The following is a 24946-nucleotide window of genomic DNA, read 5'->3' on the forward strand; positions in this document are numbered from 1 at the left end:
CCGCAGACATGATAAAGTTCTTGTTAAGTTTTGCGTTGCTCGCAGGCAGCATGGCCTATGCCTCTCCTCAGGGGGTCGTGCATGTGATCGACGCGGACACGATCGAAGTAGACGGACAGCGCGTGCGGCTATTTGGGATCGACGCGCCGGAAGTTGGTCAACCATGCGTGATGTCAGGGCGTTCCGCAGATTGTGGTCGCTGGGCGCGGGATCGTGTGGTTGACCGTTTCGCCGGGGCGCAGGCGATTTGCATACAGGTTGATGTTGATCGTTTTGGCCGGATCGTTGCGACCTGTCAGGTCGGTGACGAAGACATGAGCGCGGTCATCGTCAGATCTGGTTGGGCATGGGCATATATGCGGTATTCCGATGCCTATGCGCTTGAAGAAAAGTCGGCGGCGCTGGATGGTCTGGGACTGTGGCAATTCGAGGTGCAGAGGCCAGAAGACTACCGCGCGACCTTGGCGCGGGGCTAGCGCGTTTCGCATTTGGTCTGCGACATCAGCGAATGGCGAAACGCTTTAATCCAATTGATAAGGCAGGACACCGCGCGTGTCGGGATCGACCCGCAACTTTCTTTCCAGCGGGGGGACTGACCGCTGATGGCAATTGCGCCGCTCACAAATCCGGCAGGAAATGCCGATCGGCGCATAGGCGTCGGCGGCGTCGATTTCCATGTGATCGGCATAGACCAACGCACGGGCATGGCGCACCTCGCAGCCCAACCCGATGGCATAGCGGCGGGTGGGCAGATGATAGGCCCCACCGGATTTGCTGACGTCGCGCGCAAGACAGAAATAGCGTTCTCCGTCCGGCGTTTCAGCCAGCTGACGCAAAAATTGACCGGGTGTTTCAAAGGCTTGATGCACGTTCCACAAAGGACAGGCCCCACCATAGCGCGCAAATTGCAGGGTGGTGGCCGAGTGGCGCTTGGTAATCGTGCCTGCCTGATCGACACGCACAAAGAAGAATGGAATGCCCTTTGCCGCGGGGCGCTGCATCGTGGACAGCCTGTGCGCCACCTGCTCGAGCGATGCGCCAAACCGGGCAGCCAGAACTTCCAGATCATGCCGGGTGTCTTGGGCGGCTGCAAGGAAAGTCGCGTAGGGCATCAGCGCGGCCCCAGCAAAATAGTTGGCCAGCCCGACCTTGGCGATGCTGCGTGCTTCGACTGATTGGAAGCGGGCCAGATCAAGGGTGGCGTTCAGCAAAGGGGCCTGTGTCGTCAACGCCAATTGGATCAGCAGTTGAAAGGTCTGGGACGCAGGGTTTGTCTGCTTTGAAATGGTGAGTTGTCCGGTCGCCGGATTGAACTGGCGAACAACATTTGTGTCGGCAAGGACCGTCGTCACCTGATGTGATTCAAGCACGCGGATTGCAGCTTTTGCCATCGTCTCGCCTGGTTTGCGCTGACTTGCGAAACGCTCGGCGCTGCGGTCCACGGCGTCGATGTAATTATCGCAGTAGTGAAAGAAATCGCGGACCTCTTCCCACGGGCTGGGTTGCAGGCGGGCATCTTCGCGGCCCAATGCCTCGTCCAGTGAAGCCAGCCGTTCGTGGCTTTGCCGGTAGGCTGTGTGCAGATCAAGAAAGGCGCGCACAAGGCTGGGTGCGTTCGAGGCCGCAAGCCGCAAGTCGGCCAGCGCCGGCGCAGGGCCGGTAAAGACAGGATCGGCGAGCGCCTCGCGCATGTCGCCGACCAGTCGGGCTTCGTCCCCGGACTGCAATTCTGTCACATCAAACCCGAATTCCTGTGCCAGTCCCAATACGACCGACGTGGACACCGGCCGGTTGTTGTTTTCCATCTGGTTAAGATAGGGCAGGGACACGCCCAGCTTTTCTGCGAATTCTTTCTGCGTTAGTGACAGCCTGCCGCGCAATTCGCGCAGCTTGGCACCTGCATAGAGTTTCTGGTTTGCCATCGGATACCTTTGCAGTTTTGCCAAATCTGTTTAGCAACTGCAAAGCGCGCGTCAAGCGACCTGCTTTGCCCGCCAGATGACAAATGAAATCGCAAGGAATGCCAGCACTGATGTGCCAAGCATGACCAGCTGGAGCGGCAATGTGCCTGACTCAACCGTCAGCAGCCCACCTGCCAATTGCGACAAGGCGGCTCCGCCCCCGATCATGAAGGCACCGCCCAATCCGCTGGCTGTACCTGCAAGGTGCGGCCGCACAGAGATCGAACCGGCCATCGCATTGGGCATGGTCAACCCATTTCCGAGCCCCAGAAAGACACAAAAGCCGAAGAAATTCAGCGGGTGCGCGACACCTGACAAGGTGATAATCAGCGAGATAGACAGCCCGATGATAGTGACTACCGTTCCCAGAAGTGCCATCCGGTTAACCCCGACCCTCGTCGAGAACCTGCCAGAGATGTAATTCCCGGCGGCATATCCGCATGCGGGCGCGCCAAGGGCGACCCCGCTCCATAAGGGCGAGAGGCCAAACAGGCTGGTTGCGACAAAAGATGCGCCGCCGAGCAGCGCGAAAAAGGCCCCTGAACTGAATGCGGTGGCGAGAACGTAGCCCCAGAACCGTGGTGATCGCAGTAGTTCGGGATAGCCTTTGAGTTGGTCAGCAAAGCTGACGCCCCCGCTTTTGACGGTTTCACCAAGATCAAGATAGACCATTACGAAGACCATAAGCCCGCAGATTGCCAAAAAAATGAAGGTCGCATGCCAGCCAAACCACTGGTCCAGCGCCCCGCCGATCATTGGGCCAATCATTGGAACAATCGCCATGCCCATGGTGACATAGCCGATCATTGACGCGGCCTCTTCCTGCGGGACCATATCGCGGACTACCGCCCTGCTAAGCGCCATGCATGTGGCGACCGCCGCTTGCAGGATGCGGAAGAACAGAAACGCTTCGATCGAGGTGGCAAAATATGCGCCCATCGTCGCAAACACAAAGATAACCAGTGACCCCATGATCATATTGCGCCGCCCGTAGCGGTCCGAAAACGGTCCGATGAAAAGCTGCAACAGGGCCGTCGCGGCCAGATACCCTGACAATGCAATTTGCATGATGGCATAGTCGGTCTGGAAATATGTCGTCATGGCTGCCAGAGAGGGCAGGAAAATCGACATGTTCATTGCCGACATCCCTGTGATCAGGATCAGCGTAATGATGTGCGGGGGCGTTGCACGGTCCAGAAACCGGATGTTGGGCATGGCTGTCATAGAAAGGACTTAGGCCAGAGGATGCGCGCTGTCCATTGCCTGCGGCTGCACAGCGGACGGTATTTCAGTCAGTTTGCATATTTGCAGTAATTTGAATTTGCTAACCCAATGGTTTGCAAATTTTCTCATTCGGGCTTCTGCTTGGCGTTTTTTGGCGTTAGTCAGGTGCAAACAAGCAGCGGGGGGACATCTTCATGGACGTTTTGCAGGAACTCGAAGCGCGGCGCGCCACAGCTCGATTGGGCGGAGGGGCAAGACGGATTGCCGCGCAGCACGCCAAGGGCAAACTGACCGCCCGCGAAAGGATTGATCTTTTGCTGGATGAAGGGTCGTTCGAAGAGTTCGATATGTTCGTGACGCACCGTTGCACCGACTTCGGTATGGAAAAAGACCGCCCCGCTGGTGATGGGGTCGTGACAGGGTGGGGCACCATCAATGGCCGCATGGTCTATGTGTTCAGTCAGGATTTCACCGTCTTTGGCGGGTCACTGTCCGAAACCCATGCCCAGAAAATCTGCAAGATCATGGATATGGCGGTGCAGAACGGCGCACCCGTAATCGGGATCAACGATTCCGGTGGTGCGCGTATTCAGGAAGGCGTGGCTTCGCTGGCAGGCTATGCCGAAGTTTTCCAGCGCAATATCATGGCCTCGGGGGTCGTGCCGCAGATCAGTGTTATCATGGGCCCCTGTGCGGGCGGTGCGGTTTACAGCCCGGCGATGACCGACTTTATTTTTATGGTCAAAGACAGCAGCTACATGTTTGTCACCGGCCCTGACGTCGTGAAAACCGTCACCAACGAGGTCGTTACGGCTGAAGAACTTGGCGGCGCGTCCACGCATACCAAGAAATCTTCGGTCGCAGACGCGGCCTTTGAAAACGACGTTGAGGCGCTGGCCGAAGTCCGTCGTCTGGTTGATTTTCTGCCTCTGAACAACCGCGACAAGCCCCCGGTACGCCCGTTCTTTGATGATGTGAACCGGATCGAGGGCAGCCTTGATACGCTGATTCCCGATAATCCAAATACGCCCTACGACATGAAGGAACTGATCACGAAAATCGCTGATGAAGGCGATTTTTACGAGATTCAGGAGGATTTTGCCAAGAACATCCTGACAGGTTTCGCCCGTTTGGAGGGGACAACCGTCGGTATCGTGGCCAACCAGCCAATGGTGCTTGCCGGATGTCTGGATATCGACAGCAGCCGCAAGGCCGCGCGGTTTGTCCGTTTCTGCGACGCCTTCGAAATACCGATCCTGACACTGGTCGATGTGCCCGGCTTTCTGCCCGGCACCAGTCAGGAATATGGTGGCGTGATCAAACATGGGGCCAAGCTGCTGTTCGCCTACGGAGAAGCGACCGTGCCCAAGGTGACGGTCATCACCCGCAAGGCCTATGGTGGTGCCTATGACGTGATGGCGTCAAAACACCTGCGGGCCGACTACAACTATGCATGGCCGACGGCGGAAGTGGCGGTGATGGGCGCCAAGGGCGCGACCGAGATTATCCATCGCGCCGATCTGGCTGATGCCGAAAAAATCGCGGCTCATACCAAGGAATATGAGGATCGTTTTGCCAATCCATTTGTCGCCGCTGAAAAAGGCTTCATTGACGAAGTGATCATGCCACATTCCACCCGCAAACGCGTTTGTCGGGCCTTTGCATCCTTGCGCACCAAACAGCAGCAAATACCATGGAAAAAGCACGACAATATCCCCCTGTGATCTGGCGGGCGTCGGCAAAAGGAATGCGCAGAAGTATGAAGGTTTTTCCTAAATTTTTGTTACTTGCCAGCAGGGTCGGCCAGTTTGTGCCGTTGTTGCAAGGCCGCATACAGCCATTTTATGGGGCGCGTGGCGATGGTTTGCTACAAGATATGGGGTTGGACCGTGCAATGCGCGGAAACCAGCGGCAAATTTTCGCTAAGTTTGATTTACATCCCTATAAAATCATTAGCTTTTTGGGTATGGTGACCTGGCAGGGCGCAAGCCATGCTCATAACCAGAGGCAGAACAATCTGCCCATCACCATCCGAGGCTTAGAAAAATCATGGAGAAAAAATTCATTTTTGCGCTCCTGGCCCTTGTTGCACTTGTCGCCATTTCCGGCAGTCAGGATGCCAACGCCATGCGCTATACGTCTGACAGGGCAATCCAGGGCGACAACCTGCGCTAAACCCGACCTGCGGCCCCTTGCTCACTTCGGATTTGCGTGGGGAGGGTGCTGACCATGGAAAAGCACCGCGGATTTCCCGGACGTTTGCCCGGCACCGATTTTCAGTTCGTTATCAGACGGGCACACAAGGCCGGGGCAACACCGCTGGTTGCGCGTGAACGCTACCCTGACCGGCGACCACCGGACAAACGCGCCGACGCTGGTTTCATGCAGGCGCTGTGGGAACATTTCGGTGAAGAACCCTTTGTGCGGGGCAATCTGGATGCGGGACGGCTTGGATGGCTGCTGGGGCGCGAGGTCATCGCGGCTGAAGACCCTTTTGATCCGGCCAGCTATGACGCGCTGCTGCGGATTGACGTGGCCGTCGCACGTGTCAGCTTTCCTGACATCTTTGGGGGCTAGTGGCACATGTCTCTCGAGATAGAATCAGTCAAAATACAACTTAAGCAGGAACTTGGCTATTTATGGGGGGGTGGAATTTGCGGGTTTGCCCTTCGCCTTTTTTCCGGCAAAGTCTTACCAACAACGCAGCGTTCCAAAAAACAAACCGTTGTTACTTGTCACTACCGTTACCCTTCCCCCAACCGGTCTGCCTTTGCTCAAGGCGGGCCGGTTTCCCTTTTCCGCTCATTCTGCAGGAAATGTAGGTTTGATATTGGATATCAGGTAAGGTTTACTATTGAGTACATCACACGAAGCGCCATCTCCGGGGCTCTCTCACACATCATAATGGGCAAAACAAAATGCAAAAGAAATCAATCATCATCGCGGCAGTTGCAGTTTTCGGCTTGGCCGGCTGTCTGGATACAGACCTTGAGCGCGGCGTCGCAGGCGCAGGCGCGGGTGTTGTGGCAGCAAATGTTCTGGGCACTGATCCTGCTGGCACGGCCCTTGCCGGTGCTGCCGTGGGCGTATTGTGCGACGACGCAGGCGTCTGCCGCCCAGCACGCTAAAATAACCGCCCAAAACGGGCGACAAAATCAATTGAACCGTCGTCGGGGTGCGTCCCCGGCGGCGGTTTTCTGTTTGGGGGACGGATAATGTTCAAGAAAATACTCATCGCCAACCGTGGTGAAATCGCCTGCCGGGTCATCAAGTCCGCACGCAAAATGGGGATCAAAACGGTTGCGATCTATTCCGATGCGGACCGCAATGCGCTGCACGTGAAGATGGCGGATGAAGCCGTACATATAGGGCCGCCCCCGGCCAACCAGTCCTACATCGTCATCGACAGGGTGATGGATGCGATCCGGCAAACCGGCGCCGAAGCGGTGCATCCCGGCTATGGGTTCCTGTCCGAGAACGCCAAATTCGCCGAAGCGCTCGAGGCCGAAGGCGTGGCCTTTATTGGTCCGCCCAAGGGCGCGATCGAGGCGATGGGCGACAAGATTACCTCCAAAAAACTGGCCCAAGAGGCGGATGTGTCCACCGTACCCGGCTATATGGGGCTGATCGAGGACGCCGAAGAGGCTGTTACAATCTCGAACGAGATTGGCTATCCGGTGATGATCAAAGCCTCTGCAGGTGGTGGCGGCAAGGGGATGCGAATCGCCTGGAACGATGATGAAGCCCGCGTGGGGTTTCAGTCATCCAAGAACGAGGCGGCCAACAGCTTTGGCGATGACCGCATCTTCATCGAAAAATTCGTCACCCAACCGCGTCACATCGAAATTCAGGTTCTGTGCGATGGTCACGGCAACGCGGTCTACCTGCACGAGCGCGAATGTTCAATTCAGCGCCGGAACCAGAAGGTGATCGAGGAAGCCCCAAGCCCGTTCCTGGATGAGGCGACGCGCAAGGCAATGGGCGAACAGTCCGTCGCGCTGGCGCAGGCTGTGGGTTATACCAGTGCGGGCACGGTGGAATTCATTGTCGATGGCGACCGGAATTTCTATTTCCTTGAGATGAACACCCGCTTGCAGGTGGAACACCCTGTCACCGAATTGATCACGGGTGTCGATCTGGTCGAACAGATGATCCGTGTCGCGGCGGGCGAAAAACTCCCCTTTGAACAGAAAGACCTGAAAATTAATGGCTGGGCGATGGAAAGCCGGCTCTATGCCGAGGACCCCTATCGGGGGTTCCTGCCCTCAATTGGCCGCCTGTCCCGCTACCGTCCGCCCGCAGAAGAGGCGACGAAACTGCGTGCTGTCCGCAATGATACAGGTGTGTATGAGGGCGGCGAAATCAGCATGTACTACGACCCGATGATTGCCAAACTGTGCACATGGGCCCCTGACCGTGCCACCGCGATCGAAGAAATGCGCCTTGCCCTTGACGGGTTCGAGCTTGAGGGGATCGGCCACAACCTGCCCTTCCTTGCTGCCGTCTATGACCATCCCAAGTTCACGTCCGGCAATATGACGACGGCCTTCATTGAGGAAGAGTACCCCGACGGATTTGATGGCGTGACCTTGCCTGATGCCGCGTGCACCCGGATTGCCGCTGCCGCTGCCGCCATGCACCGCGTCGCCGAAATTCGGCGCGCGCGCATTTCGGGACGGATGGACAACCACGAACGCCACGTCGGTGAGGATTGGGTCGTGACTTTGCAGGGCGTTTCGCACGATGTGGTCATTACCGCTGACAAAGGCGGCGCGGATGTGCGGATTGGTGATGACACGTTGCGAGTGGAAAGCGACTGGACACCAGGGGACCAACTGGCGCGCCTGAGTGTGGACGGTGCGCCCTTGGTGTTGAAGGTTGGCAAAATCTCGGGCGGGTTCCGCGTGCGCTATCGCGGCGCCGACCTCAAGGTACATGTGCGCACCCCGCGGCAGGCAGAGCTGGCGGCAATGATGCCGGAAAAACTGGCGGCGGATACGTCCAAACTGCTGCTGTGCCCGATGCCGGGGCTGATCGTCAAAGTCGACGTGGCCGAGGGCGACGAAGTCCAAGAGGGTCAGGCGCTGTGTACGGTCGAGGCGATGAAGATGGAAAACATCCTGCGTGCCGAGCGCAAGGGCATCGTCAAAGTCGTGAAAGCATCCGCTGGCGATAGTCTGGCGGTGGATGATGTGATTATGGAGTTCGAATAGATGGGCTTTGCCGTCGGGATATCGGCCTACGGCGTCACCCGGCGGCGATCTTCGATCTCTTGCTGGCGCAGGGGCATCTTGTCGATAGATCGGGACAGTTCGCGTATGCTGTACGGGGCAGGTTTGCGCAGGGCGACACGACCGTCTTTGCCCAACAGCGCCAGCATGAAACCGCGCGGGCGCAACTTGGTGCGCAGGTCCGTCATGGCGGCGGGGTCGGTATCGACGATGATGATCACATCACGCTCGCCCAGATCCTCTGGCCGATCTGCCAGCAGGTCGATCTGTTGTGTGAAGCGCGGGTCATTGGGCGTGTCCGCGAACACCACAAGGGGGCGGGCAAGCCACTGCAATTCCGCCAATGTCACGTCGGCGGCATCAAAAATTTGCATATGGTTTTGCTGCCATTGCTCCAGCACGGTTTCGTCCTGTGCAGAAGCGGGGACAGCAGAGAGGGTGATCAGGGCAGCAAGCCCGAGGTTCATCAATAACTTCATAATTTTAGATATAGAGGCCCGTTTGCGAAAAGCTAAGGCCCATCCGCAAATGAACACAAACAATTTCGCGTGCAATGCGTGAGTGATGATCGGAGACCGATGATGACCGACAAGAAAACATGGGAAGACATCGCCGCAAAAGAACTGCGCGGCAAGCCGCTGGATGCGCTGACGTGGGACACGCTTGAAGGTATTCAGGTGCAGCCACTTTATACGGCAGAAGATACCCAAAGCCTGCCGCATCTGGGCGGCGTGCCGGGTGCTGCCCCTTTTACCCGTGGCGTCAAGGCAACGATGTATGCGGGCCGCCCGTGGACCATTCGCCAATATGCCGGGTTTTCGACGGCTGAAGAATCCAACGCCTTCTACCGCAAGGCACTGGCCGCCGGGCAGCAGGGCGTGTCTGTCGCGTTCGATCTGGCGACCCACCGGGGCTATGACAGCGACCACCCAAGGGTAGAGGGTGACGTGGGCAAGGCAGGTGTTTCCATCGACAGCGTCGAGGATATGAAAATCCTGTTCGACGAGATTCCGTTGGACAAAGTGTCTGTTTCGATGACGATGAACGGGGCCGTCATTCCAATTCTGGCGAATTTTATCGTCGCCGGAGAAGAGCAGGGCCATCCGCGCAATGTGCTGTCCGGTACAATCCAGAATGACATCCTGAAGGAATTCATGGTGCGCAATACCTATGTGTACCCGCCCGAACCATCGATGCGCATCATTGCCGATATCATCGAATATACGACAGCCGAGATGCCAAAGTTCAACTCGATCAGCATCAGCGGCTACCACATGCAGGAAGCCGGGGCCAATCTGGTGCAGGAACTGGCCTATACGCTGGCGGATGGCCGCGAATATGTGCGCACGGCCATCGCACGGGGCATGGATGTTGATCAGTTTGCCGGACGGCTAAGTTTCTTTTTTGCCATCGGCATGAACTTCTTCATGGAGGCAGCCAAGCTGCGCGCGGCCCGTCTCTTGTGGTCACGCATCATGGAGGAATTTGAACCGAAAAACCCCAAATCATCCATGCTGCGCACCCATTGTCAGACCTCTGGTGTGTCATTGCAGGAACAGGACCCCTACAACAACGTGATCCGCACCGCCTATGAAGCGATGAGTGCCGTTCTGGGCGGAACCCAGTCGCTGCACACCAACGCGCTGGACGAAGCGATTGCGCTGCCAACCGAATTCAGCGCCCGGATTGCGCGCAATACACAATTGATCCTGCAGGAAGAAACCGGCGTAACCAATGTCGTCGATCCGCTGGCGGGATCCTACTACGTTGAAAACCTGACGCATGAGTTGGCCGAAAAAGCATGGGAACTGATCGAAGAGGTCGAGGAAATGGGCGGCATGACCAAAGCCGTCGCCTCTGGCATGCCCAAAATGCGGATCGAGGAAACCGCCGCCAAGCGTCAGGCAGGGATTGACCGGGGCACCGAAGTGATTGTCGGGGTCAACAAATACCGCAAGGACAACGAAGACCCTATCGATATCCTCGATATCGACAACGAAGCGGTGCGCAAAGCGCAGGTCGCGCGGATCGAAGCCACAAAAGCGGCCCGCGATCAAAGCGCCTGTGACGCCGCACTGGCAGAATTGACCCGCCGCGCCAACGAGGGCGGCAACCTGCTGGAAGCCGCCGTTGAAGCCGCCCGCGCACGGGCCACAGTCGGAGAAATCAGCATGGCGATGGAAAAAGCATTCGGACGGCACCGGGCAGAGGTCAAGACTTTGGCAGGTGTTTACGGCGCGGCCTACGAGGGCGACGAAGGGTTCGCCGCTATTCAGAAAAGCGTTGAAGAGTTTGCAGAGGAGGAGGGGCGGCGCCCCCGTATGCTGGTTGTCAAGATGGGGCAGGATGGGCACGACCGCGGCGCCAAGGTGATCGCCACCGCCTTTGCTGATATCGGCTTTGACGTTGATGTGGGCCCTCTGTTCCAGACACCCGCAGAGGCCGCGCAGGATGCTATTGATAACGATGTCCATGTGATCGGCATCAGCAGTCAGGCGGCGGGGCACAAGACCCTTGCGCCCAAGCTTGTGCAGGCGCTCAAGGATGCAAATGCCGAAGATATCATCGTCATCTGCGGCGGTGTCATTCCGCAGCAGGACTATCAGTTCCTCTATGACGCGGGCGTCAAGGCGATCTTTGGCCCCGGCACCAACATTCCCAAGGCTGCGCAGGATATCCTTGAACTGATCGGTGCCGCACGCGCATGATGATACTCGACCATCTTGCCGTCGCGGCGGAAACACTGGACGAGGGGGTGCAGTACGTTGAGGATGCGCTGGGCGTTTCCATGCAACCGGGCGGCAAACACCCACGCTATGGGACGCATAACATGCTGTTGGGCTTGGGGGATATCTATCTGGAGGTCATTGCCCCTGATCCGGATGCCGCCCCGTTTGACGGGCCGCGCTGGTTTGGTCTGGATCGGTTTTCGGGTCCTCCGCGTCTGGCAAACTGGATTTGCAAGACCGATTTTTTTGAGCCGATTGCAGGCCCGCCTGTTGCGTTGACACGCGGTAATCTGTCTTGGCGGATAACTGTTCCCGCTGATGGCAGCTTGCCTTACGGCGGCGCTTTTCCGACGCAAATCAAATGGGCACCGGGCACGCACCATCCCGCAAGCCGTCTGTCCGATAGTGGCTGTAGCCTGATAGGCCTGACCGTCAGCCACCCTGACAGGGGGTTGGCCGGATTGGTGGAAACTGATGATCCGCGCCTTGAACAGACGGTCGGGCCACTGGGCTTGAGCGCGCGCATCCAGACCCCAAAAGGGGTACGCATCCTGTCATAGACCGGTTGCAGTTCTGACCGATTATCGGTTTGGTGGATGAAACCGTCCGAAAGCTGTCATAATGTCTATTTGGTCCCGTATTGCCGACGCTATCGCCGCTCTTGCGGCGGGCGAGGGGTTGTCTGCGGTCTTTGACAAGCTGCGCGCAACGCCGGATCTGAGCGTGGGTTTTACGATTGCTGTCATTGCCTTGGGCGCCAAGATGGCCAAGGCGGACGGGATCGTGACCAAGGATGAGGTGATCGCCTTTCGCGAAGTGTTCCTGATTTCTCAGGCTGAAGAGGCGAACGCCGCCCGCGTCTTTAATCTGGCCCGGCAAGACGTCGCGGGGTTTGACACTTATGCACGGCGGATCAAGGCAATGTACGGCGAAAACGAGGGCCCGCTTTGTGACCTGCTTGAGGGGCTTTTTCATATTGCCGTCGCCGATGGCAACTACCACCCGAGCGAGGACCGGTTCCTGTGGGAAGTTGCGCAAATCTGGGGCTTTAGCGCGCGCCGTTTTGACGGGGTGCGTGCGCAATTTGTGCCCGATGCGAAAAGGGACCCCTATGCAGTCTTGCAGGTTGAACCGGACGCGCCGATGGACGAAGTCCGCGCGGCTTGGCGCAAACTGGTCCGCGAAACCCACCCCGACCGGATGATCGCACGCGGCGTACCCGAAGAAGCGATCAAGCTGGCAGAAAAACGGATGGTCGCCATCAACCGCGCGTGGGAGCAGATCAAGGAAGCACACGGATGAGGATCGCCACCTACAACGTGGAATGGTTCGATAATCTTTTCGATGATGAGGGACGGTTGATCAGCGACAGCAGTTGGTCCGGACGGTGGGACGTGACCAAAGCACAGCAAACACAAGCTCTTGGTGCTGTGTTTCAGGCGGTTGATGCTGATGCAGTGATGGTCATCGAAGCGCCTGACACAAGCCGCAGGCGCGACGGAATTCTGGCACTGCAAACCTTTGCAGAGGACTTCGGGTTGCGGGCCAACACGGCCTTGGCGGGTTTTCGCAATGACACGCAGCAGGAAATCACCCTGCTCTACGATTCCCGCAAGTTGCAGGCAGAGCATGATCCGCAAGAGCAACCGGACTTTCCTGCCTTCGATGCAAAATTCCGGATCGATGTCGATTTAGACGCAACCCCTGACATAATCAAATGGTCAAAACCCCCGCTAGAGGTCGCGCTGAGATCAGGGGAAAGGACCATCCGCCTGATCGGGGTTCATGCCAAGTCAAAGGCTTCTCATGGCAGCCGTGACGTTGCAGAGGCGAACCGGATCGCAATCGAGAACCGGCGCAAGCAGTTGTCCCAGTGTATCTGGCTGCGTGGCCGGGTCGAAGCCCACTTGGCAGCCGGTGATGACCTGATCGTCCTTGGCGATTTCAACGACGGTCCGGGGCTGGACGAATATGAAAAACTGTTCGGGCGGTCCGGCATCGAAATCGTCTTGGGCGAGGGCAGCGAGACACCGCTTTTTGATCCGCACGCCCATATGGCACTGGGTCGCAGGATCGGGGCGCAACCTGCGACCGCGCGGTTCCGGCAGCCTGATGGCCCCTATCTACAAGCCCTCCTTGATTACATCATGGTGTCACCGGGACTGCGAGAGCAGGGACCGGACTGGCAAATCTGGCACCCGTTCGATCATCCCGCCTGCTATGCCGATGTGCCCCTGCGCGAAGCCTTGTTGTTGGCCTCCGATCACTTTCCGGTCGTGCTTGATCTGGACGGGCCGCCTGCCGCCAGCGCGTAGCCCGGCTATTGCGAGACTGGAAATCGGTCCTTTTGGTGCCTACATCCAAAAGACATCAACTGTGCGAGGACTGAACATGAAGCCGTTATACGTCGCAATGTCACTGTTGTACCTGTCTGCCCCTGCCGCACATGCACAAGATGCGGACGTTGAAGAAGGGTTCAGCCTGATCGAGGAAGGGGCCAAGATGCTGATGCGTGGCCTGATATCCGAAATGGAACCGGCCATGTCAGAATTGCGTGGCCAACTTGAAGAAATCGGCCCCGAGATCACTGAATTTGTGCAACAGATGGGTCCGGCCTTTTCAGAGTTCCTGAGCCGGGTCGATGATTTCCGTTATTACGAGGCCCCTGAAATCCTGCCAAACGGCGATATCATCATGCGCCGCAAACCTGCGGCTCCGGACTGGACGCCAGATGAAACGCCCGGTGACATAGAACTTTAGGATGATTTTCCGTTTGGTGCGCGGGTGAATTTCACATGGCCCTCTGCGTCCATCGCAGATGCGAGCGCCTTGAAACGGGCCTCTGCCACCTCGCCAAACAACGGGCGGGCTTGCTGGGTGAGTTTCAGTGTGAGCTGGGCTGATTTCGGGCTCCACTGAAGGGTGCCGGGCGGTTCGTCAATATTGGTCCAAAGCATGGCACCAAGGCGCATCGCCTTGCCCAGTACGGCAGCTTCCTTGATCTGATCTTCGTTCAGCATACCGATCAGGGCTTCAAAGCGCCCGCTGGTGGCTTTGCCGCTATAGCGATTCATCAGGGCAAGGCCCAGAAAGACACGTTCGTAATGTTTCAGCCCGCCTAGGTTGGCGCGGGTTGCGTTGTCGAATGTCACTTCTGCGCGGTAGTCGGGATGGGCGCGCCAACTGACGTCATGCAAAAGGCATGCAGCCTTTATGATCCTCTTGCGCTGCCAATTCGCCCGCGGAAACAATGGCTTGACGAAATCATACATGATCCGGCCGAAACCCGGCAGCCGCGCGTCCTTGGCTTCGGCAAAGCGGCACGCTTCGACCAGCGGGTCACGGTCACGCAATTCGCGGGGCATCTGTTCAAACAACATGCCTTCGCGAATACCATAAGAGGACACGGCGACGTCTTTGGGTTTGAACACCCGGATCAATTCTTTCAGCACGATCACAGCCAGCGGCACCAGCGACATCCGGCTATGCGAAATGTTGCAGCGGCCGCGCAACTCTTCCAGATCGGACTTGCGGATATATTCCGCCGTTTTGGCGATCTTGTGGGCGGTCATGCGGTATTCGTGCAGCACAGTCAGCGGGTAGTTGCGCCGCTCCATATCGACGCGGGCAATCGCGCGCCACGATCCGCCGACCAGAAACAGGCGCATCCCGGTCTCGTGGCCCATCTCTGCATGCAGCTTTTCCATGGTTTCGCGGACATATGCCTTGACGGCTTTGCGGCCACCCTTGATTTCGCGCAGTTTCAGCGGACCCAGAGCCGATGTCAGGCGGCGCCCGACACGCCCATCGGCCAGATCGGCAAGTTCCAACGACGACCCGCCGATATCGCAGACGAGCCCGTAACTGCCCGGCCAGCCAAGCAGGACGCCTTGCGCGGACAGGCGCGCCTCTTCATTGCCGTCGATGATCCAAATCTTGATGCCGGTTTCGCGCAAGACCTCCTCGCGGAAGTCCTCGCCATCGCTGGCCTCGCGCACGGCGGCAGTGGCAACAGCCGTCAGAGGCGTGATCCCCATACCTTCGGCCAGCGCGGCAAAGCGACGGATCGCAGAAAGCGCACGCACGCGCCCTTCGGGGCTCAGATGCCCGGTCTCGGACAGGCCCGCGCCGAGTGCGCACATAATCTTTTCGTTGTAAAAATAGGCAGGGGATCGCGCTGCGCCATCAAACACAACCATCCGGACCGAGTTTGAGCCGACGTCGATCACGCCAACCCGTGTCAGCCCCTTGGCTGCCGCTTCTTCAAACAGCGGGCGGCCAAAGGGCCCCCAGTCGATCGTTTCGGGTTGTTGATTCATGCTGTCCCCGCGGCTGGCCCCAGAGCTAGGTATCCGTTAATCGTCGGTGTGGGTCAATTGCGGAACATCGCTTGCCCCTGCGGAACCACGCCCGGAAAGCGATGGGTTTTCCATAAAGAACCGGTGGCAGTTGAATGCAAATTCGCCTTCGGGGATGGTGGCCCGCGTGAAACTGCCGTCAGCGGCCATGATCCAGCTTTGCGCAACATCGGCCATGTTGGCGGCCATGACCTGGCTGACGATCTGGGCCTTGACGGTCGCATTTTTGATCTCGACCAATGTTTCCACCCGTCGGTTCAGATTGCGGCCCATCCAGTCGGCGGAACTGATGTAGACCTTGGCTTTCTTTGATGGCAGTGCCGCACCATTGGCAAAACACACGATGCGCGAGTGTTCCAGAAAGCGGCCGATGACCGATTTGACACGAATATTTTCCGACAGACCAGCCACACCGGGACGCAATCCGCAGATGCCACGGATGACAAGGCTGATTTTGACCCCCGCCTGCGATGCGGCATAAAGAGCGTCAATCACATCGCTTTCGATCAGCGAATTCATCTTGGCCCAGATCATTGCCGGCTTGCCCGCACAGGCATTTTCGGCCTCGGTCGCGATCCTGTCCAACAGCGTCTGTTTCAGCGTCAGTGGCGAGATAGCGAGGTTTTCCAAGCGTTCCGGCTGGGCATAGCCGGACAGGTAGTTGAACACTTTGGTTGCGTCCCGGCCAAGCTTGGCATCGCAGGTGAACAGGCTGAGGTCGGTATAAACGCGCGCCGTAATGGGGTGATAATTCCCGGTCCCGAAATGGGTGTATGTGACTAGCTTGTCACCTTCGCGGCGCACGACGGTGCTTATCTTGGCGTGGGTTTTGTAGTTCATGAAGCCATAGACAACATGCGCGCCAGCACGCTCCAGCCGTCTGGATTGGCGGATATTCGCGGCCTCATCAAAGCGGGCTTTGAGTTCGACAAGTGCTGTGACAGATTTACCGTCCTCTGCGGCTTCGCACAGGGCGCTGACGATAGGGGATTTTTTCGATGTGCGGTAAAGGGTCTGCTTGATGGCGACCACATTGGGGTCGCGGGCGGCCTGAGCCAGAAAACGGACCACCATGTCAAATGTCTCATAGGGGTGATGCAGCAGCATATCCTTCTGGCGGATTGCTGCGAACATATCGCCGTCATGGTCCTGAACACGTTCAGGCACCCGTGGTGTGAACGGTGGCCAAAGCAGTTCGGGGCGACTGTCCAGCACCAATTCGCCAAGGTCGGAAATGCCAATCAGCCCATCGACTTCAACAACTGTTTCTTCGGTGACATGCAATTCCTGCATGATCAGCGATTTCAACGCATTGGGCGCGCCTTGCGATATCTTCAACCGGACAACTTCGCCGCGACGGCGACGTTTCAGGGCCACCTCGAATTCGCGGACCAGATCCTCGGCTTCGTCCTCAAGTTCAAGATCACTGTCGCGCAGCACCTTGAAGGCGCAGTTGCCCTTGACCTGATAGCCCGGAAACAGATGGCGGATTTGCAGCAACAAGAGCTCTTCCAACGGCAGAAAGCGATCACCTTCCTCGGTGGGAAGCGCCACAAATCGGTCAATCTGCGCCGGAACCGGCAGCAAGGCGCGCAGTTGGCGTTTGTCGGATTTGCGTTCCAGTTGCAGAGCCAGTGCAAAGCCTTCATTTGGCAGGAACGGAAAGGGGTGGGCGGGGTCGATTGCCAGTGGCGACAGCACCGGAAACACCTGATCCAGAAACACATCCTCAAGATAGGCGACGTCAGCGTCGGACAGTTGGTCGCGGGTCAGAATATGTATGTCCTGCGCGGCCATCTCACTTTGCAGCATGGTAAAGACGGTCTGTTGGCGCGTCATCAATTCGCGGGCGTTCTTGTCGATCAGGACCAATTGTTCCGCGGGGGTACGCCCGTCCAGACCGGGGGTTGTGTTACCCGCATTGGCCAACTCGCGCAGGCCCGCCACCCGCACTGTATAGAATTCATCCAGATTGGTCGCTGATATCGACAGAAAACGCAGCCGTTCCAGCAACGGCACGCGGGGATTTTCCGCTTCTTCCAACACGCGCCAGTTAAAGCGCAACCAACTCAGCTCGCGATTGACGAACCGTTCGGGTGAGGTCAGATCCATATCCAGCGCAGTCGGCGGCGGATAGGCGGCTTCAAGAAAATTTGCTGTGTTCATAGCGATTTATCCACTGCGTCTGTCGCAGATATATAACAAGTATCGCGGGGTTAAGGTTGCTTGTCCAGCAGCTCCCGGGCAAGGCTTTTGTTGATCTTGCGCCCCTGCGCCAAGGCGGCGCGATCCAGTTGATCGACAATATCGGCGGCGGCGGCAAAGGACCGTTCGATGCGCAGGGTCAGATATTGCACCAACGCAGGCTTTGGCGCGATCTGACGGTCAGCAAACAGTTTCATGATCAGGGCTTGCAACATCGCATCATCAGGATTGCCAATTTGGGTGACGTTGGTGGCGGACATACGACTTGCCAGATCGGGCAGGGCAATCTGCCAACGTGCCGGCGGCTCGGATGATGTCATCAGCAACGTCCCGCCCGTATTGCGCAGATGGTTATGCAGATGAAACATTGCCTCTTCCGAACCACGGGGGAGATGCTCCATATCTTCGACAACCACCGATGTGGCTTCGGGCTGAAAGTCGGCGGCGAGGTCTTTGGCTTGCAGCATCTGACCTTCGGACTGGGCCAGAAAAATACGTGCAAGGTGGCTTTTGCCGCTGCCCGGTGGGCCGACCAGCGCCAATTTGCGATCAGGCCATGCTTCGGGCGTGCACAGCATTGTAAAGGCGCGGGCGTTGGTGTCCGAGACAAAGAAATCATCCGGCCCCAGCGCAACCCCGGTTGGCCAGTCAAATGTCAACTGATCCGACATCTATTCCGACCCTGATCGCCCACGATACAGCAGGCTGTCCTTGTAGCGGTCGAGCCCGTAGCGGGCCAGTACGCCCAGCATCGCGGCCAAGGGGACGGCCACCAGCATGCCGACAAAACCAAACAACGACCCAAAGACGGACAGGGCAAACAGCAGCCAGACGGGGTGCAACCCGACAGACCCGCCAACAAGTTTCGGAGTCAGGATATTGCCTTCAAGAAACTGGCCGAAGCCGAAAATGCCAGCAACAATACCGATGCGTACCCAGTTGGTGGTGTTTGTCACGACATCGCCATCGGTGATTTCAACAGCGCCCCAGAACTGAAACAGGGCCAGCCCAACTGCCAGTACACCACCGACCAGCGCACCCACATAGGGGATGAATGTGATGAGACCGGCGATAAAGCCCACGATCAGCCCGAACTTGAGGCCCGCAAGCATCAGTCCGGCTGCATAATATGTGCCGAGGATCAGGCACACCGTGCCTTGCCCCCGAATGAATGAGGCCAATGTTTTATCGATGTCGCGGGCAAGCTGGCGGATCGTATCCACATGGTCGCGGGGCAGCATACTATCGATCTTTGCAGTCATGTTGTCCCAGTCAAGCAGCATGTAAAAGGCGACGACCGGCACAACGATCAGCAGGATCAGGACATTCAGCAGCCCAAAGGCCGAGCTGAGCAATCCGTTTATCAACTCGCCACCTTTGGACTGAATCGTTTCGCCAATCTTGATAAGCTGTTGCCGGATTGTGCTTTGTTCATCGACCAATGACGGGAAACGCTCGGTCAGGCCCGCCTGCAGCCGATTGAACAGCTCAGGGGCAGTGTCGATCAGGGCCGCTGTCTGCTGCACCAAGGTCGGAATGACCAAAAGGAATAACAGGATAAACAGCAAAGCCGCAACCAGCGTGATCACGGCAACCGATGACACCCGGCTAAGCCCGGCTTTTTCAAGCCGGTCGGCGATCGGGTCCAGACAATAGGCAATCGCCCCGCCCAGGACAAAAGGCAGGATGACGTCGCCGAGGAACCACATCACCACAAGGAAAACGCCAACAGCGATCCCCCAGTATTTTGCTTGCTGTCCGACAGGTAAGGCCATGTATCATCCGGGTTTGCTTTCTAAATAGATGCGTGAAGGCGTGTCGGGACGCAAGGGTAGGGCGCAAATTACCGGCTCTGGTCATGTGTGGTATGGGCAAAAAAGAAGCGCGGCCCGCTCTTTTACGGCCCGCGCTTCTTTTTCATTGGTTGCCCGGCTCAATGTTGCCGTCGCACCGGACTAAATTTTTTCAGGGGTCTACATGGGTTCGAAGAAACCGTCGGGCAGCAGACGTGTCATGAAAATCTCGTCGATTCCCTGATTGTCGTCAGCGCCAAGCGTAATCTCGATCCCGCCCAGATCAAAGGTGCCCATGCTTGCAAAGGCATCCAGAAAGCTTTCGCGCGTGGGGTTATCACCGGCATTGCCAAGCGCTTCAATCGCGATCCGGCCAACCATGTAACCTTCGAGTGACACAAAGCCGTAAAGAGCATTCACATCGTTCGCCTGCATCGCCTCATGATAGTCGGACACGATTGGCACAGAATTGTCCCAAGGGAATGGCACAACCTGACTGATCACAACGCCAGCACCCTCTGGCCATAGTTCGTCGGCCAGTGCCTGAGACCCCACAAAGGAGATGGTCACAAACTCGGGTGTGAATTCGTAGGAACGGGACAGCTTGATGAATTCGCCGATTGGCTTGTAGGCTCCGACCATGACCACAGCTTCGGGGTTTGCGTCACGAATGGACAGCAGCGCGTCCTTCACATCGGTGGTGTTTCTGGTGTAGGTCCCTTCTGCCACCAACGACATGCCGCGGGCACCCAGCGCCTTGTTCACACCGCTCAGGCCGGCCAGCCCGAAACTGTCATCCTGATACAGGATGGCAATCCGGGTCAGGTTCAGGTTGTCGGCCAGATGCGCGATCCACTGTTCGGTTTCGGCATCATAGCTGCCGCGCACGTTAAAAACATTGCCCAACGACGTATTGCGCAGGAATCCGGCACCGGTGAAAGGGCCAATCAGTGGAAACTGGGCTTCGGTTGCGATCGGTTGCAGGACTGAGTTGGTTGGCGTGCCCACGCTGCCGATCAACGCGAAATGTTTTCCTTCCCGGATCATGCGATTCAGGTGGTCCGCCGATCTGTCGGGTTCGTAGCCGTCATCCCAGCTTTCAAGGCTCAGTTGGCGTCCGTTTACACCGCCGTTGCGGTTGGCTTCTTCGAATGCAGCCAGCAGGCCCGTTCGCATGCCGAGCCCCAATTGTGCTGCGGGGCCGTCCAGGGCTGCAATCTGCCCGAAATAAACGGTGCTGTCGTCAATCCCGGATTCGGCCAGCGACCATTGAGGGACTGTCAAGGCGGTGATCGCCGACAACAAAAGCGCTTTCAATCTCATTTCTTTTCTCCAGAACCTTCGCTGAGCGTCATTACAATGACCTCGGCAAGGCTCTTTTTTAGGTTTGGTGGGTGTCAGGACGATGACGTATCCCCCTGACCATTGGGTCCAGAGTGAGGCTTACTGGATCCACACCTCCACACGACGGTTGATGCGCTTGCCTTCGAGTGAATCGTTGCAGGCGGATGGAGAGAGTTCACCAAACCCCTTGACCTGAATGTTGATCCCTTCAAGGTCAGCACCACCTGCTGCAAGGATTTCATCTGCAACCCGCTGCGCGCGGCCAAAAGACAGTTCCTGGTTTGGCCCAAACGCGCCGTCACCATCGGTGAAACCAACGACAGAGATGTTGGTTCCGGCTGGCTGTTCCCTGAGATAGGCGATCAGGCGCTGGAGGTCGGCCTGGCCTTTGCCGTCCAGACGTGCAGACCCTGACGCAAAGCGGAATGTGGTGGAAAGACGTTCCCATTCGAACATTTCAAGCAGCATTTCACGTGCCAGACGAAATTCAAACGGATCGACCGCATCCTGCAACACCGCACGCATACGGCCGTTCTGCAAATCCTGCGGCACCTTTGTGATGGCAAGGTTCACGAAACCGGACTTTGCAATCATTTCATCCGCAGCGCCCGACATGGAATAGTCGATAAATGCCTGTGTGGTCGCGTCAACATTGTCGGCGCGGTTGTACAGGTACAAACGACGCTGGAGCGGATATTCTTCGGTTTTAGCGTCAAACTGTGTCGGTGCCGAACTGATGCCACAGGTCCCTTCCAGCGCAAGTGCCTTTGTGCCCCGTTCAAATGCCGTTGCGACATATCCGATAGCCGTGGGGTCATTGCGTACCAAGGATGCCATTTCCTCACTTGACGTGATTTCCGTGGCCTCTGGTGAAACTGTGCGACCGGACTGTTCAAAGACGCGGCTGGCAAAGACCGTTGCAGCCCCGGTGTCACGGCCACTTGTGTAGACCTTGATAGGGGCATTCTGGCCGCCGATTTCTGACCAGTTTGTGACTGCACCACTGTAGATAAGGTCAAGATCAGCAAGGGAAATCGCGCCGATCGGGTTGTTGGGGTGCACGATGACGGAGATGCTGTCAACGGCGACAACATGCTCTTGATTGACGTCAATCAGGTTACCTGCGCCAAAGTTGCGCAATTGGCGTGCCTCTGCCGGTTGAATCCGGCGTGATGACATTCCGATTTTGACGGCAGGGTCGCGCAACCCGGAAAATGCATCAGCAGACGCCGTGGCTGAAACACTGAATGTGCCGATTGGTTCACCAAATCCGCCTTCGCCGACGAGGCTGGATGTCGTGATCGCGCCGCTTTGCGACTGATCTTCGATCACGCCGTTCTGACTGGTCGCAAATCCATCAATCAGGAATGGGACGAGGCCGACGCCAACCGTGCCCGAGCCGACCATCACAACGTCGGATGCCGCGACCGCAACACGTGGACAGGCATCGCCGTTACACTGGACCCGTCCTGCTTCGACGCGAAGTTCGCCGAGGGCTGAATTAATGATGTAATAGTCGTCAACGAGATCTATGAAATCGCCAACAATGTTAATGGATCCGTCGTTCGACGTCAGCGTGATGCTCTGGGCATTGGCGGCACATGGTATAATGGCGACGCTCGCCAGCATTATAGCAAAAAGGGAATTCGTTCGTTTCTTATGGTCGAGCATAGCCGTAACCTTCTTCAATGTTCATGGAACACGCGCTGGAAACAACTGCAATTCTTAGCGCCTTGATACGGGTCGTAAAAGATGCGCGGATTGTGAGCATTATGTGGCGAAAAGTCGATTTTTTGATCGCATCGTTCGTACTCCGTATCCAGTGTGGCGGATGTAAGGCAGCGTGACAGTTTCGCTAAAACGACCGATTTGCGCACCCCAAAGTTCAACAAAACCTGAAAACCATAGCAGTACGCCAACAGCGCACAGCAGGCTGACCCGCAAAGCACGGGCGCCGGATAACACGATCTTGCCACAATTGAAGTATTTCGCGTTAGGGGAGAATCGATGCGCAGTGCATTCTAGCGCAAGGTGTTTGGTTTTTCGAAAGCAATGCGCCGCGTGAGTCGCACAGGGGGCGTGTTTTTGCACTCTCTCGCTTGCGTGCGCTGGTGGCGCACCCTAAACCATCTCTAGCAACTTTATCTGGGGTCCCACCGATGCGCCTAAGCCGCTATTTTCTGCCTGTCCTGAAAGAAACACCGCGTGAAGCGCAGATCGTCAGCCATCGCTACATGCTACAGGCGGGTATGATCAAACAAGCCAGCGCCGGCATTTATTCATGGTTGCCGCTGGGCTTCAAAGTCCTGCGGAAGCTGGAAAACATCGTGCATGAAGAACAGCAGCGGGCAGGCCACTTGCCAATGCTGATGCCCACGCTGCAACCTGCTGAACTCTGGCAGGAGAGCGGGCGCTACAATGGCTACGGCAAGGAAATGCTGCGGGTCGAGGACAGGCATGGGCGCGAAATGGTCTATGGCCCAACAAACGAAGAGTTGATCACAGATATTTTCCGCAGTCATGTGGGCAGTTACAAGGAATTGCCGCTGACGCTTTATCATATCCAATGGAAATTCCGTGACGAAGTGCGCCCGCGGTTTGGGGTTATGCGGGGCCGGGAATTCTTTATGAAGGACGGTTATAACTTTGACCTGACCAAAGAGGATGCGCTGCACGCTTACAACCGCCATTTGGTCAGCTATTTGCGTACCTACGAGCGGATGGGTCTCAAGGCGATCCCGATGCGCGCCGACAGTGGCCCGATTGGCGGCGAGGACACACATGAGTTCCTTGTGCTGGCCGAAACCGGAGAGTCAGAGGTATTTTATGACAGTGCAGTGACGGATCTGCACTTGGGCAGTCGTGTGGTTGACTATGACAGTGTCGCACAGTGTCAGGCGATCTTTGACGAATGGACGACGCCCTATGCGCGCACGGACGAAACCCACGATGAGGGTGTCTTTGTCGAGGTGCCAGAAGAACGCCGCCGCAAGGCGCGGGGCATTGAAGTCGGACAAATATTCTATTTTGGCACCAAATATTCCGAAAGCATGAATGCGACGGTTGATGATGGTCAGGGCAACAAGGTGCCAGTACATATGGGCTCTCACGGCATCGGCGTGTCACGCCTGCTGGGGGCAATCATTGAGGCCAACCATGACGACAAGGGGATCATCTGGCCTGAAGGCGTGACTCCGTTTCATTGCGGTATTCTCAACATGCGGTCTGGTGATGAAGCGGCAGATGCGGCCTGCGACGCGATCTACGACAGCCTCACGGCGCTGGGACTGGAGCCGCTTTATGATGACCGGGATGAAAGGGCGGGTGCCAAGTTTGGCACGATGGATATGATCGGGCTGCCGTGGCGCATTACTGTGGGCCCGCGCGGGCTGAAAAACGGTGTTGTGGAACTGACATGCAGGCGCACCGGTGAAAGCGAAGAACTGCCACCTCAGCAGGCGGTCGAAAAGATCGCGCAGATTTACAGGGATATCCAATGAGCCTCGCCGATGTTGACTGGTCGCTGATCCCGGAACCTGCCGATGATGGCAAAGCCGCACATCTGGAAGGGATGGATGTCGCGGACCTGAGCTTGCCTGTGACCGATGGCGGGACGGTGAACTTGCGGTCTTTGCCCGGTTTGACCGTTGTCTATATCTATCCAATGACAGGGCGGCCCGACAAAGACCTGCCGGACGGGTGGGATGACATCCCCGGAGCGCGGGGATGCACGCCGCAAAGCTGTGCGTTTCGCGACCACGCGGCCGAGTTGCGCGAACTCGGTGCTGATCACCTGTTTGGTATGTCGACGCAGACAACCGCGTATCAGGCAGAGGCAGCAGCGCGGCTGAACCTGCCATTTGGCCTTTTGTCTGATGCGCAAGGGGCATTTAGTGATGTGATGGATTTGCCGGACATGGTCGTCCATGGGGAAAGGTTACTGAAACGTCTCACCATGATCATCAAGGACGGGGTCATTGCGAAGGTCTTTTATCCGGTCTTTCCGCCGGATCAGGATGCGGCAAATGTCATGGCTTGGCTAACGACGGCTCAGAAAGGCTGATAGCCCCGGTTTCTGTGCGCCGCAAACCACTGCAACGC

The 24946-nt window shown here is 57.3% G+C and carries 22 protein-coding genes; 13 read left to right on the forward strand and 9 right to left on the reverse strand.

What is annotated here, in order from left to right:
• Positions 1 to 8 precede the first annotated feature (8 nt).
• Positions 9 to 476 (forward strand): thermonuclease family protein, encoded by a 468-nt coding sequence (locus tag C8N45_RS01240; RefSeq protein WP_108384404.1) that lies wholly within the window; start codon positions 9 to 11, stop codon positions 474 to 476.
• A 45-nt stretch (positions 477 to 521) separates the two neighbouring features.
• Here C8N45_RS01240 and C8N45_RS01245 read toward each other — a convergent pair whose 3' ends face one another.
• The gene (locus tag C8N45_RS01245) at positions 522 to 1922 is read right to left on the reverse strand and encodes a helix-turn-helix domain-containing protein (protein ID WP_108384405.1); all 1401 of its coding nucleotides are present in this window, start codon (positions 1920 to 1922) and stop codon (positions 522 to 524) included.
• Positions 1923 to 1973: 51 nt separating this feature from the next.
• A complete protein-coding gene (locus C8N45_RS01250; protein ID WP_108384406.1) occupies positions 1974 to 3185 on the reverse strand; it encodes a multidrug effflux MFS transporter in 1212 nt (403 codons plus the stop codon).
• A gap of 194 nt (positions 3186 to 3379) precedes the next feature.
• Here C8N45_RS01250 and C8N45_RS01255 point away from each other — a divergent pair, with 194 nt between their 5' ends.
• From C8N45_RS01255 to C8N45_RS01270, 5 genes are all read left to right on the forward strand, one after another.
• Positions 3380 to 4909, forward strand: a complete 1530-nt coding sequence (locus C8N45_RS01255; protein WP_108384407.1) for an acyl-CoA carboxylase subunit beta — start codon at positions 3380 to 3382, stop codon at positions 4907 to 4909.
• Between the two features lie 325 nt (positions 4910 to 5234).
• Positions 5235 to 5360, forward strand: a complete 126-nt coding sequence (locus C8N45_RS23860) for a hypothetical protein (protein ID WP_258792951.1) — start codon at positions 5235 to 5237, stop codon at positions 5358 to 5360.
• Positions 5361 to 5414: 54 nt separating this feature from the next.
• Complete coding sequence (locus C8N45_RS01260) at positions 5415 to 5762, forward strand: hypothetical protein (RefSeq protein ID WP_108384408.1); 348 nt, start codon at positions 5415 to 5417, stop codon at positions 5760 to 5762.
• 341 nt (positions 5763 to 6103) lie between these two features.
• Positions 6104 to 6313: a hypothetical protein gene (locus tag C8N45_RS01265; protein ID WP_108384409.1), complete on the forward strand. Its 210-nt coding sequence runs from the start codon at positions 6104 to 6106 to the stop codon at positions 6311 to 6313.
• Between the two features lie 87 nt (positions 6314 to 6400).
• On the forward strand, positions 6401 to 8398 hold the full coding sequence (locus tag C8N45_RS01270) for an acetyl-CoA carboxylase biotin carboxylase subunit (protein WP_108384410.1): 1998 nt from the start codon (positions 6401 to 6403) through the stop codon (positions 8396 to 8398).
• A gap of 26 nt (positions 8399 to 8424) precedes the next feature.
• On the opposite strand, the gene C8N45_RS01275 is transcribed toward C8N45_RS01270, so the two are convergent.
• The gene (locus C8N45_RS01275) at positions 8425 to 8883 is read right to left on the reverse strand and encodes a DUF4174 domain-containing protein (RefSeq protein ID WP_245882511.1); all 459 of its coding nucleotides are present in this window, start codon (positions 8881 to 8883) and stop codon (positions 8425 to 8427) included.
• Between the two features lie 114 nt (positions 8884 to 8997).
• On the opposite strand from C8N45_RS01275, the gene scpA reads away from it, so the two are divergent.
• The 5 genes from scpA (at position 8998) to C8N45_RS01300 (ending at position 13905) form a co-directional block, all read left to right on the forward strand.
• Positions 8998 to 11124 carry a methylmalonyl-CoA mutase gene (gene scpA / locus C8N45_RS01280; RefSeq protein ID WP_375342455.1) on the forward strand — a complete coding sequence of 709 codons (2127 nt, stop codon included), beginning with the start codon at positions 8998 to 9000 and terminating at the stop codon, positions 11122 to 11124.
• Entirely contained in the window at positions 11121 to 11705 is a 585-nt protein-coding gene (locus tag C8N45_RS01285; protein WP_108384413.1) for a VOC family protein, read from the forward strand. Before scpA ends, C8N45_RS01285 begins: the two co-directional genes overlap by 4 nt.
• A 61-nt stretch (positions 11706 to 11766) precedes the next feature.
• Positions 11767 to 12447 carry a J domain-containing protein gene (locus tag C8N45_RS01290; RefSeq protein WP_108384414.1) on the forward strand — a complete coding sequence of 227 codons (681 nt, stop codon included), beginning with the start codon at positions 11767 to 11769 and terminating at the stop codon, positions 12445 to 12447.
• On the forward strand, positions 12444 to 13460 hold the full coding sequence (locus tag C8N45_RS01295; protein WP_108384415.1) for an endonuclease/exonuclease/phosphatase family protein: 1017 nt from the start codon (positions 12444 to 12446) through the stop codon (positions 13458 to 13460). The genes C8N45_RS01290 and C8N45_RS01295 overlap by 4 nt, the downstream gene beginning before the upstream one ends.
• Before the next feature lie 76 nt (positions 13461 to 13536).
• Positions 13537 to 13905, forward strand: a complete 369-nt coding sequence (locus C8N45_RS01300; protein WP_181868892.1) for an AAA+ family ATPase — start codon at positions 13537 to 13539, stop codon at positions 13903 to 13905.
• Here C8N45_RS01300 and C8N45_RS01305 read toward each other — a convergent pair.
• The 6 genes from C8N45_RS01305 to C8N45_RS01330 all read right to left on the reverse strand — a co-directional run bounded on the left by C8N45_RS01305 (position 13902) and on the right by C8N45_RS01330 (position 22516).
• On the reverse strand, positions 13902 to 15464 hold the full coding sequence (locus C8N45_RS01305; RefSeq protein WP_108384416.1) for a Ppx/GppA family phosphatase: 1563 nt from the start codon (positions 15462 to 15464) through the stop codon (positions 13902 to 13904). The genes C8N45_RS01300 and C8N45_RS01305 overlap by 4 nt on opposite strands.
• 36 nt (positions 15465 to 15500) lie before the next feature.
• The gene (locus C8N45_RS01310) at positions 15501 to 17669 is read right to left on the reverse strand and encodes an RNA degradosome polyphosphate kinase (protein ID WP_108384417.1); all 2169 of its coding nucleotides are present in this window, start codon (positions 17667 to 17669) and stop codon (positions 15501 to 15503) included.
• Positions 17670 to 17719: 50 nt separating this feature from the next.
• On the reverse strand, positions 17720 to 18379 hold the full coding sequence (locus C8N45_RS01315; protein WP_108384418.1) for a P-loop NTPase family protein: 660 nt from the start codon (positions 18377 to 18379) through the stop codon (positions 17720 to 17722).
• Entirely contained in the window at positions 18380 to 19483 is a 1104-nt protein-coding gene (locus C8N45_RS01320; RefSeq protein WP_108384419.1) for an AI-2E family transporter, read from the reverse strand.
• Between the two features lie 198 nt (positions 19484 to 19681).
• The gene (locus C8N45_RS01325) at positions 19682 to 20824 is read right to left on the reverse strand and encodes an ABC transporter substrate-binding protein (protein ID WP_108384420.1); all 1143 of its coding nucleotides are present in this window, start codon (positions 20822 to 20824) and stop codon (positions 19682 to 19684) included.
• 120 nt (positions 20825 to 20944) lie between these two features.
• The gene (locus C8N45_RS01330; RefSeq protein WP_108384421.1) at positions 20945 to 22516 is read right to left on the reverse strand and encodes a phosphate ABC transporter substrate-binding/OmpA family protein; all 1572 of its coding nucleotides are present in this window, start codon (positions 22514 to 22516) and stop codon (positions 20945 to 20947) included.
• Between the two features lie 488 nt (positions 22517 to 23004).
• Between C8N45_RS01330 and proS the strand changes: the two genes are divergently transcribed.
• A complete protein-coding gene (proS, locus tag C8N45_RS01335) occupies positions 23005 to 24345 on the forward strand; it encodes a proline--tRNA ligase (protein ID WP_108384422.1) in 1341 nt (446 codons plus the stop codon).
• Entirely contained in the window at positions 24342 to 24908 is a 567-nt protein-coding gene (locus tag C8N45_RS01340; RefSeq protein WP_108384423.1) for a peroxiredoxin, read from the forward strand. The genes proS and C8N45_RS01340 overlap by 4 nt, the downstream gene beginning before the upstream one ends.
• Positions 24909 to 24946: the final 38 nt, after the last annotated feature.

This window comes from Yoonia sediminilitoris (assembly GCF_003058085.1).
GTDB lineage: Bacteria > Pseudomonadota > Alphaproteobacteria > Rhodobacterales > Rhodobacteraceae > Yoonia > Yoonia sediminilitoris.

Bases quoted from the DNA above. Each gene is read 5' to 3' on its own strand.
- C8N45_RS01240 (WP_108384404.1), top strand. From the start codon at position 9: ATGATAAAGTTCTTGTTAAGTTTTGCGTTGCTCGCAGGCAGCATGGCC.
- C8N45_RS01245 (WP_108384405.1), bottom strand. From the start codon at position 1,922: ATGGCAAACCAGAAACTCTATGCAGGTGCCAAGCTGCGCGAATTGCGC.
- C8N45_RS01250 (WP_108384406.1), bottom strand. From the start codon at position 3,185: ATGACAGCCATGCCCAACATCCGGTTTCTGGACCGTGCAACGCCCCCG.
- C8N45_RS01255 (WP_108384407.1), top strand. From the start codon at position 3,380: ATGGACGTTTTGCAGGAACTCGAAGCGCGGCGCGCCACAGCTCGATTG.
- C8N45_RS23860 (WP_258792951.1), top strand. From the start codon at position 5,235: ATGGAGAAAAAATTCATTTTTGCGCTCCTGGCCCTTGTTGCACTTGTC.
- C8N45_RS01260 (WP_108384408.1), top strand. From the start codon at position 5,415: ATGGAAAAGCACCGCGGATTTCCCGGACGTTTGCCCGGCACCGATTTT.
- C8N45_RS01265 (WP_108384409.1), top strand. From the start codon at position 6,104: ATGCAAAAGAAATCAATCATCATCGCGGCAGTTGCAGTTTTCGGCTTG.
- C8N45_RS01270 (WP_108384410.1), top strand. From the start codon at position 6,401: ATGTTCAAGAAAATACTCATCGCCAACCGTGGTGAAATCGCCTGCCGG.
- C8N45_RS01275 (WP_245882511.1), bottom strand. From the start codon at position 8,883: ATGAACCTCGGGCTTGCTGCCCTGATCACCCTCTCTGCTGTCCCCGCT.
- scpA (WP_375342455.1), top strand. From the start codon at position 8,998: ATGACCGACAAGAAAACATGGGAAGACATCGCCGCAAAAGAACTGCGC.
- C8N45_RS01285 (WP_108384413.1), top strand. From the start codon at position 11,121: ATGATGATACTCGACCATCTTGCCGTCGCGGCGGAAACACTGGACGAG.
- C8N45_RS01290 (WP_108384414.1), top strand. From the start codon at position 11,767: ATGTCTATTTGGTCCCGTATTGCCGACGCTATCGCCGCTCTTGCGGCG.
- C8N45_RS01295 (WP_108384415.1), top strand. From the start codon at position 12,444: ATGAGGATCGCCACCTACAACGTGGAATGGTTCGATAATCTTTTCGAT.
- C8N45_RS01300 (WP_181868892.1), top strand. From the start codon at position 13,537: ATGAAGCCGTTATACGTCGCAATGTCACTGTTGTACCTGTCTGCCCCT.
- C8N45_RS01305 (WP_108384416.1), bottom strand. From the start codon at position 15,464: ATGAATCAACAACCCGAAACGATCGACTGGGGGCCCTTTGGCCGCCCG.
- C8N45_RS01310 (WP_108384417.1), bottom strand. From the start codon at position 17,669: ATGAACACAGCAAATTTTCTTGAAGCCGCCTATCCGCCGCCGACTGCG.
- C8N45_RS01315 (WP_108384418.1), bottom strand. From the start codon at position 18,379: ATGTCGGATCAGTTGACATTTGACTGGCCAACCGGGGTTGCGCTGGGG.
- C8N45_RS01320 (WP_108384419.1), bottom strand. From the start codon at position 19,483: ATGGCCTTACCTGTCGGACAGCAAGCAAAATACTGGGGGATCGCTGTT.
- C8N45_RS01325 (WP_108384420.1), bottom strand. From the start codon at position 20,824: ATGAGATTGAAAGCGCTTTTGTTGTCGGCGATCACCGCCTTGACAGTC.
- C8N45_RS01330 (WP_108384421.1), bottom strand. From the start codon at position 22,516: ATGCTCGACCATAAGAAACGAACGAATTCCCTTTTTGCTATAATGCTG.
- proS (WP_108384422.1), top strand. From the start codon at position 23,005: ATGCGCCTAAGCCGCTATTTTCTGCCTGTCCTGAAAGAAACACCGCGT.
- C8N45_RS01340 (WP_108384423.1), top strand. From the start codon at position 24,342: ATGAGCCTCGCCGATGTTGACTGGTCGCTGATCCCGGAACCTGCCGAT.